The 13,988-nt window shown below is 56.7% G+C and carries 9 protein-coding genes; 6 read left to right on the forward strand and 3 right to left on the reverse strand.

Annotation, left to right across the window (positions count from 1 at the left end):
• Window positions 1–99: 99 nt before the first annotated feature.
• Entirely contained in the window at window positions 100–978 is an 879-nt protein-coding gene (locus tag AABO57_00775) for a DUF4412 domain-containing protein (protein MEK6284255.1), read from the reverse strand.
• 509 nt (window positions 979–1,487) lie between these two features.
• On the opposite strand from AABO57_00775, the gene AABO57_00780 reads away from it, so the two are divergent.
• From AABO57_00780 to AABO57_00805, 6 genes are all read left to right on the forward strand, one after another.
• Window positions 1,488–2,450, forward strand: a complete 963-nt coding sequence (locus AABO57_00780) for a hypothetical protein (GenBank protein MEK6284256.1) — start codon at window positions 1,488–1,490, stop codon at window positions 2,448–2,450.
• A gap of 122 nt (window positions 2,451–2,572) precedes the next feature.
• Window positions 2,573–3,910, forward strand: a complete 1,338-nt coding sequence (locus AABO57_00785; protein MEK6284257.1) for a hypothetical protein — start codon at window positions 2,573–2,575, stop codon at window positions 3,908–3,910.
• A gap of 113 nt (window positions 3,911–4,023) precedes the next feature.
• Window positions 4,024–5,124: a carboxylate-amine ligase gene (locus AABO57_00790; protein ID MEK6284258.1), complete on the forward strand. Its 1,101-nt coding sequence runs from the start codon at window positions 4,024–4,026 to the stop codon at window positions 5,122–5,124.
• Between the two features lie 167 nt (window positions 5,125–5,291).
• The gene (locus tag AABO57_00795) at window positions 5,292–6,344 is read left to right on the forward strand and encodes a DUF4956 domain-containing protein (protein ID MEK6284259.1); all 1,053 of its coding nucleotides are present in this window, start codon (window positions 5,292–5,294) and stop codon (window positions 6,342–6,344) included.
• A 296-nt stretch (window positions 6,345–6,640) separates the two neighbouring features.
• Entirely contained in the window at window positions 6,641–9,430 is a 2,790-nt protein-coding gene (locus AABO57_00800; protein MEK6284260.1) for a PBP1A family penicillin-binding protein, read from the forward strand.
• 145 nt (window positions 9,431–9,575) lie between these two features.
• The gene (locus AABO57_00805) at window positions 9,576–11,045 is read left to right on the forward strand and encodes a M48 family metalloprotease (protein MEK6284261.1); all 1,470 of its coding nucleotides are present in this window, start codon (window positions 9,576–9,578) and stop codon (window positions 11,043–11,045) included.
• A 114-nt stretch (window positions 11,046–11,159) separates the two neighbouring features.
• Here the strand turns inward: AABO57_00805 and AABO57_00810 are convergent, their stop codons facing one another.
• Both AABO57_00810 and AABO57_00815 read right to left on the reverse strand, forming a co-directional pair.
• Entirely contained in the window at window positions 11,160–12,209 is a 1,050-nt protein-coding gene (locus tag AABO57_00810; GenBank protein ID MEK6284262.1) for a cytochrome c peroxidase, read from the reverse strand.
• Window positions 12,210–12,334: 125 nt separating this feature from the next.
• Entirely contained in the window at window positions 12,335–13,984 is a 1,650-nt protein-coding gene (locus AABO57_00815) for an acyl-CoA carboxylase subunit beta (protein MEK6284263.1), read from the reverse strand.
• Window positions 13,985–13,988: the final 4 nt, after the last annotated feature.

Genomic DNA, 13,988 nt, shown 5'->3' on the forward strand with positions numbered 1-13,988 from the left:
GGCTTTGTGCGCAGGCATGACAAGATCGCCACGAGGATAGCAAGAGCTTGTGGAACCTGGAATCGAAGGCGAGATCCTAGGACCTGCGGTACGAAGCGACTACTGTTTGCCGGCTGGCAGACCCGGCTGAGTCGGAATATTCATTGCTTCATAATCCGCCGGTACCGCGAACAGCGAATCGTCCAACGATTTTCGTTCGATCTTAGTCGCTTCCAGCTTCATGGTGACCTTACCATCCTGCATCGCGGTGAACTTTAATGGAAACGCGCCGCCTTCCAGGAGCTTCACCCAGTCTGGATGGTTAGCCGCCTCGGCAAGCAGTTTCGGACTAAATGCCAGATTCTTCCACGATTGAGCCCCGCCTCGCGACTGACCGCCCATACCAAAGTAGCCGAGCCCCTTCGCCACGCACATGTCGAACTCTTGGTTGTCACCCATCAACCAGTGCTCGCACGTGTAGCCGGCAATTGTTTCTTGTTTGCCTGTGGGCGTGAGCTTGGGAAACTTCTCTTCTTCGCCGCCAGGAGACTTCTTCATCTCCTTAGCCGAAGCCTTCATAGCTTCGGCCGTTTCCTTCAGGTCCATCGTCATGTAAATTTTTCTCGCCGGCATAAGAGTAGTTATTTTGCTCCCTTCCAAGTCCCAGAGCATAACTGCCTCTCCCTCAGGAACGTCGGGAACTTTCGTCTCGATGCGAGTGTGCGGGCCTTTGAGGAAGTAGGTCATTTCCATCCGGCCTTGATTCTCGGTCTCCACTTTCATGGCGATCGTTCCTTCAAAGTCCCCACCCGCAGAGGGGGCAGCCGAAGGAGATGAGGCGGTCGAGTTAGTCGATGGCTGCTCAGACTTGCTGCAAGCGGCAGCAAACACGGCTAAGCACAGAAGTGTGGGTAATAGAAACTCGTTGAATCGGTGATTGGTCCTTGGTAGAAACATGATCTCTCCCTTTCGTGTCGATCTGTTTGCTGCGTTGCGCATAGCACCGGGTGATCATAGACCGAATCTCGCACGACGCGCCAACGCATCGAGCTTCTTACAGAGGACACATCAGACTCTCGCGCATACGCCGCCAGAGACTATGAAATCTCCCCAACGACAGTGACTCTGTGAAAACTCCGAGGATGCCACGGGCTTGTCCCGTTGGAGGGTCACGGTGGCTGCTACACAAGGCCGGGTTGTGGGGGCAAGGATGCCACGGGCTTGCCCCGTGGAGGTTCACGCTCGCTGCTAACCGCCGAATAGCCGTTCCGCCAGACTAGCAGCCAGCGTGAATCTCCACGGGGCAAGCCCGTGGCATCTCGCGAGTCGCATGTGATCGTTGTAGCGGCCATCGTGAACCTCCAACGGGACAAGCCCGTGGCATCCTCGGAGTCTTCACACAGTCTCGGTAGAGGGTGGGATTCAGCAAGGCGCTGTTGGTGCGGGCGGTTGCAACGGCTCGGAGGCCTACTATAGAATTCGCCGCGTCATCACTGCGGAGGAGCACAATGAAAATCGGCATTCTCGTGGGCCGTGAAGGAACTTTTCCTCAGGCTCTCATCAGCGAGATCAACAAACGCAACGCCGGCGTCACCGCTGAATACCTCAAGCTCGGCGGTGTGAAGATGGCCGAGCCTTGCCCGTACGACACGATCATCGATCGAATCTCACACGATGTGCCGTTCTATCGAGCTTACCTCAAGAGCGCAGTGCTCGCAGGCGCCAAGGTCATTAACAATCCTTTCTGGTGGAACGCCGACGATAAGTTTTTCAACTACTCGCTCGCGACTTATCTTGGCATCGCCGTGCCAAAGACGATTCTGCTGCCGCAGAAGGAATACAAAGAAGGCGTTGTTACCGAGTCGCTCAGGAACCTCGAATATCCACTCGATTGGGATGGCATTATCGAGCATGTCGGCTTGCCTGCGTTCATCAAGCCATTCGACGGGGGCGGCTGGCGCGGGGTGTCTCGCGTGAACACTCGCGAGGAGCTGATGGAAAAATACGACGCCAGCGGGACCGATTGCATGGTGTTGCAAAAGTACGTTCCGTTTACTCACTACGTCAGGTCTTATTGCATCGGCAAGAAGGAAGTGTGTCCGATGCCTTACGATCCGATCTTCCAACGCTACCTCGTCGTGGACAACTATCTCGATCCCGAAATGGAAGCGCGAGTGCGTCGCGAGACGATTCAGATCAACGAAGCGCTCGGCTACGACATCAACACCGTCGAGTTTGCGATCGCGAATGGGACGCCTTACGCGATCGACTATATGAATCCCGCGCCGGATGCGGATTGGTGGTCGGTAGGTTCGATCTACTTTAAATGGATGGTTGAGAAGGTCGCCGATCTGGCGATTGAAACCTCGCTGCACGGAGAGCCGACGATAAGAAGTCACAGGTGGAATGAGCTTCTGAACCACGAGATCAAACGGCTGAGCGTAAGTAAGCCGGCGGCCGGAGCAGATTAAGACGGCGGCGGTTCAGAGTACAACCTTCAGGTTGCTGAGTTAACGCTGGCAAGCTAAAGCTTGGACTCTGAACCCGGAACCCTGAACCCGGAACCCTGAACCCGGAACCCTGAACTCTAGGTATGACCAGTCAAGCAGCCCACGACTACAACTCACTGATCGAGCGCAAGCCGGCGCTGCTCGAAGAATCGCGCGCTTTCCTTGAGCAGCGATTGAATGAAGTGCGATTCGTCTTCGGTGGTCGCATGCTTTCTCCCTATCTGCGGCCGCACTTCGTCACGCGCAGCGAATGGCAGCAGATCACAAGAACCTGTGAGACCGTGTGGAGCGCAATCGAAAAAGTCGGGCGCATCGCACCGGCGAATAAGTTGATGCTCGAGCAGATAGGCCTGACCGAAGGCGAGCGCGAACTGGTCGCCGTTGATCCCGGCTATGAAGAAGTTTCGGTCACTTCGCGACTGGATTCTTTTCTGACCGGCGAGACTTACCAGTTTGTCGAGTTGAATGCCGAGTGCCCGGCAGGAATCGCTTATCAAGACGTGGCAGCGGAGATCTTTTGCGAGCTGCCGTTGATGCGCGAGTTCACGCGGCAGCATTCAGTCACCCCGATGTATTGCCGGCAGAACATGCTTGAAGCTCTGCTTACGATTTACCAGCGTGTTCGAGGTCGTGGAGAGACGCCTCAGATCGCGATCGTGGATTACAAGGGCTTGCCGACCCAGCGAGAGTTCGAGCTATTCAAAGAATTCTTTGAGGGTCGCGGTTATTCGACGACGATTGCCGACCCGCGCGATCTGGAGTTGAGGGAAGGGAAGTTGCACCACGGCGATTTCAAGATCGACCTGGTCTACAGGCGCGCCCTCACGACCGAGCTGCTTGAAAAGATTAATGAATGCCAGGCATTCATCGAGGCCTACAAAACAGGCGCGGCCGTGTTCGTGAATTCGTTTCGAACCAAATACGTTCACAAGAAAATGCTCTTTGCCGTGCTCACCGATGAACGCCATCAACACTACTTCTCAGAAGCGGAGCAAGAGGCAATTCGCAAGTCCGTGCCGTGGACGCGCAGAGTCGAAGAGGCCAAGACAACTCACAACGGCCAGGAAGTCGATCTCCTGGAATTCGTGCGGACCAGGCGAGAGATACTCGTGTTAAAGCCGAACGACGACTACGGCGGGCACGGAATATTCATCGGTTGGGAATCGGATGAAAGCGCCTGGGAAGCCGCGATAAAGCAAGCGCTCGCTGGCGACTACCTCGCTCAAGAGCGGGTGACTACCTCACGCGAGGTGTTTCCGTTTGTAGACGAGAGCGGGGTGCATATGATAGAGCAACTGCTCGATCTCGATCCGCTGTTGTTTTTTGGGAAGGTTTCGGGGGCGTTCACGCGGCTGTCATCGTCGTCGCTTGCGAACGTGACGTCCGGGGCCGGGATGGTCCCGACTATGATCGCCGAGTGAATTGCCGATTGTAGATTTCCGATTGGCGATTTCCTGGTGCCGGTTTTGGGGATTGCAGATTCGGGCTAGTGCGCGCGCTCCACTAATCGGCAATCGGAAATCCTGGAGTTGTGATGCCTGACTTCACGCTTGGAATCGAAGAAGAGTTTCAGATCATCGACCCGGTGACCCGCGAGCTGCGTTCGCACATAACCGAGATGATGGAGGAAGGGCGCATGCTCCTGGGCGAGCAGGTGAAGCCCGAAATGCACCAGTCGATGATTGAAGTCGGGACTGGCATATGCGCCAACGTTCAAGAAGCGCGCGCGGATGTAATCAAGCTCCGCCGCACGGTCTCCACGCTTGCCCAGAGCAAAGGGCTTCGCATAGCCGCCGCCTCGACTCATCCGTTTTCGAGCTGGAAGGACCAGAAGATCACTCCTCACGAACACTACGAGGCGCTCATAAGCGAAATGCAAGTGCTGGCCGAGTCGCTGTTGATCTTCGGGATGCACGTGCACGTCGGCATCGCAGACCGCGAAGCCCAGATACACCTGATGAATGCCGCGCGCTATTTCTTGCCGCACCTGTTGGCGCTCTCAACAAGCTCGCCGTTTTGGATGGGAACCCAGACAGGTCTGAAGAGCTATCGCTCGGAGATCTTCAAGAAGTTCCCGCGAACCGACATTCCTGATTATTTCGGTTCGTATTCCGAGTTCGATAACTACGTGAATCTTCTGCTCAAGACAGGGTGCATCGACAAGCCGAAGAAGATCTGGTGGGACGTACGCCCTCATCCTACCTTCCCAACGTTGGAGTTTCGTATTTGCGATATCCCTTCGCGGGTCGACGAAGTCATCGCGCTGGCGGCGTTGATTCAGGCGATCGTCGCGAAGCTGTCGAAGCTCTATCGGATGAACATGGGTTTTCGACTTTATCGCCGCGCGCTTATTCAGGAGAACAAATGGCGAGCGGTGCGATGGGGATTGGATGGCAAGCTGATCGACTTTGGCAAGCAGATCGAAGTTCCAACGCGTGATTTGATTCTTGAGTTGCTCGACTTCGTCGATGACGTCGTTGATGAACTGGGAAGCCGCAAGGAGCTTGAGTACATCCACACGATTCTAGAAGGCGGCACCAGTGCCGACCGACAACTAAAGACGTTCTATCAAGCGGGCGATTTCAATGCAGTGGTTGATCAGTTGATCGCTGAGACAATGGAAGGCGTCAGCTAATCATCGTTGAATAGCTTACCAACAATACCCGCCATTCCAGCGTTTACGCCTTCTGATCCCCATCTCGAATTCGCAGTGAAATTCTTCTACGCTCGCGGAGTCCGGTTTGCTAACACAAGGTGTTTGCCTCTTGCGCAGAGAAATAGTTCGACGTGATGAGGAGCGATATGAACAGTGATCGGGAGCGAGATGAGATGCAAGAAGATCCATTGGCTTCGAAGGAAGAAAAGCAGCATCACTGGGACGAAGTTCACCCTACCGCTCAACAAACAGCTCGGCACGCTCCCTCGCGTGGCCCGACAAGTTGGAGAGCGCGATTCGCAATGCACCGCGGTCTGTCTGCCGCGATCATTCTCGCCGGCTTGGTAGTGGCCGCCGTCGCAGCATACCTCGTCCTCGGCCGCTCGAGCCCGACTCCTGCTCAGCCGTCGAAGCCCGCCTCACCTCCTGCATCACAGGCCGCGCCTGCGCCAATTGCGCAACCGCCCGAAAAAGGGGCCGAGTCAGGGCTACTGGGTCTATTCGGCGCGCCGGCTTCAGAGCAAGAGAAGGAGCCCTGGCTGACGGCGGCCGCAAGGATCACGCTGAAGCTCGCGCTCGCATCGCTGCTGGCGGCATTGCTTGCGTTCAGGCCGCGGCGAAACTCGCCCCTTACCATGCGAAATCCTTACGTCGCCCAAACCCAGATACTGCTTGCCATAGTTGCCGCGGCGCTGATGATGGTAGTTTCTGACAATGCGGCTCGCGCGTTCGGAATCTTCGCGGCCGCTTCGCTAGTCAGGTTTCGAACGAACATCCGTGACCCGAAGGAGATCACCGTCTTACTGATCAGCCTCGCAATAGGACTGGGCTGCGGTGTTGGAAAGATCGAGGTAGCGATCATTCTCTCGCTGTTCTCACTTCTGGTGGTGTCGCTGCTCGAATACTACGAACCCGAACAGGTCTTTCGCGCGATGGAACTGACCGTTACAACCCGTAAGGTCGAAGAGACCGATGAGGTGCTTAAGGAGATATTCGAGAAGCGAAACATGACCAGCGAACTAAGGAAGGTCGATCGCGAGGATCCCGACGATCCTATGGGAAAGATCGTCTACTTCGTGAACGTCCCCGGGGACCTCGGCACCGATAAGCTCAGTGAAGAGATCTTCACATCTGATCCGGATAACATAGACTCCGTTCAGTGGGACCAAAAGAAAACCAGTTCATACATCTATCGCTAGCGTTCACAGTTCCGGGTTCGTGGTTCCGGGTTCGGGGTTCGTAGTTTCAATTTTAAGCCGCTCTACGTCCCGACTAAGTGAACAGGACTCTCAAACCCGGAGCCCGGAACCCTGAACCCGGAACTCTGAAATCGTTGGTGTAGATCGTTCAGCTATTGAAGGTGCTGTATGGTTCGCATCCATGCGAACAAAATAGGAATTGTCCTTAGTGTTCCCTTTCTCTTTTCCTGACGCCACTTAGTATCGCGGTGACGAATCCACGATAGCTGGCATTCGCCTTGCCCTTTCGCAAGAACATGAGCTCAGCAATTGACGTCCAGCCAGTGAAGGGCGCAAAGCGACGACCTAAGACCGTAGTTCTGCGTGACTCCCCTTATCCGGCTCGTCGCTCGTTTAAGGATAGACTCTTTGAGATACTGAATCCCGTACTCGACAGGGTGAGACCGTATGCGACTCCTCTGGCTAAGCCACGAACGCTTATCATCCTAAGCGTTCTCGCCGGCGCGCTCCTCGTCGGGGCGATCTATTACTACAACAAGCTGGCGACCGAGATCGATGCCCGGCTTCAGGGCAGTTCGCTAGATAATTCGGTTGGAATCTTCACCGCGCCTCTTAAGCTTTCGATCGGAGACCGCTTGCCCGTCGATCAGTTGACCACCTACCTCGGCACGGTTGGATATCAGCAGCGGTCGGCCGGTGAAGAAAACGTCGTCGGGTCTTTCGAAATCGATGGCAACGCGATACTAGTATTCCCGGGGGAAGCGGCCTCGCCGGGTCTTAATCCTGTGCGAATTCAGGAAGACAAGAACGGGCGCATTGTGTCCCTGACGAGTCCGCTGACGGGTGAGCGGCTAACATCGGCAAGCATCCAGGGTGAGTTACTAGCAATGGTCCGGGACGGCGACCGTCGAAAGAAGATAGCCGTGCAGTTTTCTGATATCCCTGAAAACCTACGAAGTGCAATCCTTGCGACGGAAGACCGCCGATTCTTCAGTCACAACGGTATCGACTGGCGTGGCATCCTTCGGGCGCTGAAGGCCGACCTGGATAACGGTGGGGTTGTTCAGGGCGGCTCGACGCTTACGCAGCAACTCATCAAGAACGATTTCCTGACTGCCGACCGGACCCTGAGTCGAAAGCTGAAAGAAGCCGCGATGGCGATCATCCTGGAATCGCGGCTCTCGAAGCAGGAGATATTCACTCTATACTGCAATGATGTGTACCTCGGACAGAGCGGTACTTTCGCAATAAACGGGTTCGCCCAGGCCGCACAGGTTTATTTCGACAAGGACCTTGGCGATCTGACGCTTGGAGAGACAGCGTTTCTCGCGGGCTTAATTTGCGGGCCAAATAGATACTCGGCGCATCGGGATCAAGCGCGCGCATTGGAGAGGCGCAACATAGTTCTCGACGCGATGGTGGATACGGACGCGATCACCCCCGAAGTAGCCGCGTCAGCGAAGAGCGAGCCGCTTCAGATCAAGAAGCACGAGATTCAGAATGATTCCGGCACGAGCTACTTCATCGACTATGTGCAGAGATTTGCAGACGACCGGCTCGGACCGCACCGCATGTCGTCTCAGCAGCGACTCACGACGACGCTGGACCCTCGGCTCCAGCGTGCGGCTTATGGAGCCGTCACGAGACAAACGGAAAAACTGGATAAGATCTTCTCCCGCACGGCTCGAAAGGGGCAGGTTCCCCAGCAAGTACAAGGAGCGCTCGTTGCCCTGGACGCGCACACCGGTGAGGTGCTCGCGATGGTTGGAGGGCGCAGCTACGACGAGAGCCAACTCAATCGCGCGACCGATGCGAAGCGCCAGCCCGGTTCTGCGTTCAAGCCTTTTGTTTATGCGACGGCGCTTAGCACCCGTTCATATACAGCGGCGAGTCTGATTTCAGACACGCCTCAGACGTTTACGTACGATGGCGGGAGGAAAGAGTATAAGCCGAGCAATTATCATGGCGGCTTTACGAATCGAAACGTGACCCTGCGCGAAGCCTTGAGGCGTTCGCTTAACGTCCCGGCGGTCGCGCTTGCGATGAGCGTCGGGCTTAGCCAGGTTGCCGATGTGGCTGAGAAAAGCGGGCTGGATAGGCCGCGGGTATATCCTTCGATGGCGTTGGGCACAAGCGAGGTCTCGCCGATCGAGTTGGCAGCCGCGTATACGGCCTTTGCGAACGAAGGTACGGCCCTTAGACCGATTCCGATCAAGAGCATCAGTCGCGGTGATAAGGTCGGAACAACCGAACTTCTTCAAGCCTACCGCGTGAGCGTTTTCTCACCACAGGTCGCTTACTTGATGACCAACCTATTGCAGTCGGTCGTTGATGAAGGAACTGCATCGAGGCTCCGCGCAATGGGGCTAAAGGGCGCAATAGCTGGAAAGACCGGCACGACTAGCGATGGTTGGTTCGTCGGCTACACACCCAGGATTGTTTGCGTTGCGTGGTTGGGATTCGACGATAACACCGATCTTCGACTGAAAGCATCAGAAGCGGCGGTTCCAATGTGGGCTGATTTCATGAAACAGGCTCTCGATCTTCGTCCTGAGCTTGGCGGCGATTCGTTTGCCAAACCTGGCGGAATTGTCACTGTGGAGATCGACCCGGCGACAGGTTGTCTCGCAGGCCCTGATTCTCTTTCGCGCAGACCCGAAGTATTCATCGCGGGTACCGAGCCATATTCCAATTGCTCGCAGGAGTTGATAGCCGAGGCGTCGGTCGATGAGACCCTCGATGAGCCCATGGACGAGCAAGGACCGCGCGACCACCTGGGATCGGAGACCGAGGCGGAATTCCGTGATTACGACAAGATCCAACTTGAAGTCTGCGCCGACACCGGTTTGCTGGCTTCGCCCGAGTGCCCCCGAACCCAGAAGCGGACGTTTGATCTCAGCAGGGAGCCACGCGACATGTGCAGCAGCGAGCTGCACGGCAGGACGACCCGTAGACAGCCGCCTGCAACCGAGCCGGTCGGCGACCCTGAAACAGGCGCCGACAACCGAACTGGAACAAATCCCTGGCTTCGCGTAAGACCCGTTGAGAAAAAGGCGCGAAACCGAAATGGCAATCCAATGTTCTAGGATTGGAACGCAAGGCGGAAAGGCTCCGGCGAACCCTACAACGTTTTGGGTGGCGTAAGAATCCTAAATCTCGGGCGTACTCCCTAGCCCAATATCCAATCGTGCGTTAATGTATGAGCACCAACCTGGAGGTTACATGAACACGGTGAGCAAGTTAAGAGCGAACGTCAGCGTTTTGGTGTTGCTATTATTGTTCGCATCTCCTATCGCGGTATTCGCGCAGACGCGCGTTGTAGCCCCGAAAAATCCCTACGATGAAGCAAAGGACGTGGAGCTTGGCAGGCAGGCCGCGCGGCAAGCCGAACAGCAACTGCCATTGCTCGACGACCGGGACGTGCAGTCTTACGTGGAGCGCGTCGGCCGCCGGCTTGCTGAGGCGATTCCGGTTGAGTTTCAGCACCGGCAATTCACCTACTCATTCAAGGTAGTAGATGCTCGCGACCTCAACGCCTTTGCACTGCCGGGCGGTTTCACCTACATCAATCGTGGCTTGATCGAGGGGGCCAAAAATGAGGGTGAGATGGCTGGCGTGATGGCGCACGAAATGAGCCACGTCGCGCTGCGTCACGGGACAGCTCAAGTCGCCAAGGCGCGGAAGTATCAAACCGGAGCCGCGGTCGTCGGGATATTGGGCGCCATCCTGGGCGGGCCGGCTGTCGGGCAGTTGGGCGCGGCAGGAATCGGAGCTTACTTTTTGAAGTTCAGCCGCGAGTACGAGAAACAGGCGGATATACTCGGCGCGCAAATCATGGCCAGCGCTGGGTACGATCCTCACGATCTGGCGAATATGTTTCGCACTTTGGAGCGACAGGGCGGCAGCGGCGGTCCGCAATGGATGAGCGATCACCCGAACCCGGGTAATCGATTTGAATACATAAATCGCGAAGCTGACGCTTTGCGTGTCACCAATCCCACCCGCAATACGAACGACTTCGTTCACATTCAAGCTGTGTTGCGTGATATGCCTCGGGCACGCTCGATGCAGGAAATCGGCCGCAGCCAACAGCGTTATCCTCAGCAGGGCGATCAGCGTTATCCTCAGCAGGGCGATCAGCGCTATCCGCAGCAGGGCGACCAGCGTTATCCTCAGCAGGGCGATCAGCGCTATCCGCAGCAGAGCGGCCGCCAACAGGTCGAGCATCCTTCATCGCGGTTTCGAACCTACAGCGGGAACGCCTTCCGAGTCAGCGTGCCCGACAACTGGCGCGAGCTGCCTGAGGGAGACAACATCACGTTCGCTCCGGAGGGTGCGTACGGCAATAGTCAGGGGCAGTTTGTTTTCACTCATGGAATTCAGGTTGGCGCCACTCGTGGAGCTTCTGGATCGTTGCGAGCGGCAACCGATCAGTTCATCAACGGGCTCGGGCAGGGCAATCGGAACCTGCGCAAATACAGCGGGTACGAGCGCGAATACATCGGTAGACGCGAGGGACTCTCGATTGGACTAAGCAACGTCTCGGAGGTAACCGGCCGCCCCGAGATTGTCACGGTGTACACCACGCTGTTGCGAAACGGCAATTTGTTCTACGTGTTTGCCGTCGCGCCGCAGGACGAGTACCAGAGTTATCAAAGGACTTTTCTGGCGATAGTTCGCACAGTTGAGCTAAGCGATTGAACTAGCCGCCGATAAACGCAGACGGTTCAGCAGGGGTAGCACAGAACTTTAGCCTGTGAATTCACTTCCGCAGGTGAACGCACACAGACTAAAGGCTGTGCTACCTTTTTCTTGCTACTTCTGCGGCAGAGGCGGCTCGACAAGCCTGCAGTCAACGTTCAGCGATCTCAAGTATTCCAACAGGTCACGCCTTTGTTCAGGCGTCATGACTCGCTTCTCAAGATTCTTCTTGTCCAAGTATGGGTTGGGCTTGCCCCCGTTCAGCATGAAATCCACAGCTTCCTCCAGCGTCGCAGCGCTGCCGTCGTGAAAATACGGAGCCGACTTGGCAACATCTCTGAGCGTGGGCGTCTTGAACGCGCCTGTGTCTTCCTCTTTCTTTGTGGCGTTGAATCGCCCCTTGTCGGGCTCCGGCGCGTCCATCCCTACCCCGGCGTTGTGAAACTGCTGATCGGTTATGAGCACGCCGTCGTGGCAGTTGGTGCACTTCGCCGACTTGAAGACCTCCCACCCGCGCTTCGCTCCTTCGGATACGGCCGACTGGTCGCCAGCTTGCCAGCGGTCCCAGGCGGTATCGCCGCTGATGATCGTGCGTTCGAAGGCAGAAATCGCCTGCATCATGTTCTCCGCGGTAGCGTCCCCGCCGAAGATCTTCTGGAATTGGGAGTGGTACCCCTGCAGCCCATTGATCTTTGCAATGATGTCGTTCTCATGGTCCTTGGCGCCCATGTTGCCGCCTGTCCAAGCAGCCATCGCTTGCTTCTCTAGAGAGGGGCTGCGCCCGTCCCAGTAGAACATCTTGTGGTAGCCGATGTTCCAGAGTGTCGGGCTGCTGCGAGGCAGCGGCTTATTGAACGCCCCGATCGCTTTCGCCAATCCGTCGGTGAGCCCGCGCTCACAGACGTGGCAGGAATAGCACGAGCGTGACTCATCACCGCTCAGCCGCTTGTCGAAGAACAACTGCCTTCCCAGAGCGACCTTTTCCGGCGTCATCGGGTTATCTGCCGGAATCTCCATCGCCTCATAACGGGCAAGCGTCGCGGGAAGCGGGAGGACCTCCGGCTTGAATTCGGATGTTTCCTTTTTCTCGCAGGCGAACGCTGAAAGCGCGAGCAAGAATGTTATCGCCGCCACGGTCTTCCTAAATTCAACTTTTGATTTCATTTGAAACCCTCCTTTGAGCAGTCCGACAAACTTCAGTTTGTCGTGATTCGTAAAGTGCCGCCCTCAGCCGTCAGCGGCAAACTTAAGTTTGCCGGACATAGCGCCGCTTCGAGATAACACTGCAACTAGCGATCGATCTCGCTTGGCGCGCTGTAGGGTAGAACCGGGACGCCAAGATGCGGCCCGGGATTGTTGAGCGTGGTTCGCAGCGCAAGCTCGATCGCCGCGCGTGTGTCTTCAGGAGCGAGTATCGCATCAACGAAGCCTCGTGCCGCGGCGAAGCGGGCCTCAAGTTCGTGTTCATACTTCGCGCGAACTCGCTCCATCTCGGCGAGCATCTTCTCATCCGGCTCGAGGCCTTTGCGCTCGAGCTTCTCAATCTCCGAGCTGAACAGCGCCATCACCGCGGACTCGCCTTCCATCACGCCCATCCTGCCGGTCGGCCAGGTGAATATGAAGTCAGGATCGAACCCCTGACCCGCCATCGCATAGTAACCTGCGCCCGATGCATGGTTGATCGTCAACACCAGCTTCGGCACAGTCGCGGTAGCCATTGCTTCCACGAAGCGAGCGCCTGCGCGGATAATCCCCGAGTGTTCGGCTTCCGTTCCAACCATGAAACCGGAAACGTCCTGCAAGAACAAAAGCGGAGTTTCGTGACGGTTGCACATCTCGATGAAGTAGGCGGCCTTCTCTGCCGAGTCTGTGTAGATGATCCCCCCAAACTTCGGCGGTCTTCCCGCGGGTCCTCGAACCAGTCCTCTTTGATTGGCTACTATGCCAACCGGGATACCTCCGATGCGCGCGTAGCCGGTGATCATCTCCCTGGCGTAATCCGCCTGAAACTCATCCAGCTCGCCAGAGTCCAGCAAGCAGTCCAGCACGTCGCGCATATCGTAAGGGAGCCGATGATCGGCAGGTATGATGTCGTAGATGTCAGCCAGCGGCCGTGGCGGACCGCAAGCGTCCTTGATCTGCACCCGCAGCGGCAGCGGCGGCGGAAGCTCGGTCACCAGCTCACGCAGTTTCATGATACATTCGTCATCGTTCTTCACTCGGAAGTGCGCGACCCCGGAAATCTCATTGTGAGTCAGCGCGCCGCCCAGAGTCTCGCTGTCAACGATCTGGCCTATTGCGCCTTTGACAAGGTTCGGTCCACCCAGCCCCATGAAAGAGGTGCCTTCAACCATGATGATGAAGTCGGAAAGCGCGGGGAGGTAAGCTCCTCCCGCCACGCATTGCCCCATCACCGCCGCGAGTTGAGGCACCTTTAGATAGCGGCGCATGACCGAGTTGTAAAAGAAAATTCTCCCGCCGCCATATTGCCCGGGGAACACGCCGCTCTGATAGGGAAGATTTACCCCGGCCGAGTCGACGAGATAGACAATCGGCACCCGGCAGCGCATCGCGATCTCCTGTGCGCGAAGAACCTTGCGCACGGTCTCTGGCCACCACGAGCCGGCCTTCACCGTAGCATCGTTGGCAACGACCACAGCTTCGCGTCCGGCGATGCGGCCTATGCCAGTTACGACGCCAGCCGCTGGAGCCTGGCCGTCGTAAAGGTCGTAAGCTACCAGTAAGCCGACCTCTTGAAAGTGAGAATCCTGATCCAACAGCAGGTTTATGCGCTCGCGGGCGGTAAGCTTGCCTCTGCTGTGCTCTCGTTCTATGCGGTCGGCTCCGCCACCAGGACGAAGACGTTCTTCGAGCGACTTCAATTCACCAACCAGTCTTTCGAAGTGTTCGCGGTTGGTCGTGGTGGTCAGAGTATCCATAGGA

The organism is Acidobacteriota bacterium, from assembly GCA_038040445.1.
Classification (GTDB): domain Bacteria; phylum Acidobacteriota; class Blastocatellia; order UBA7656; family UBA7656; genus Onstottus_A; species Onstottus_A frigus.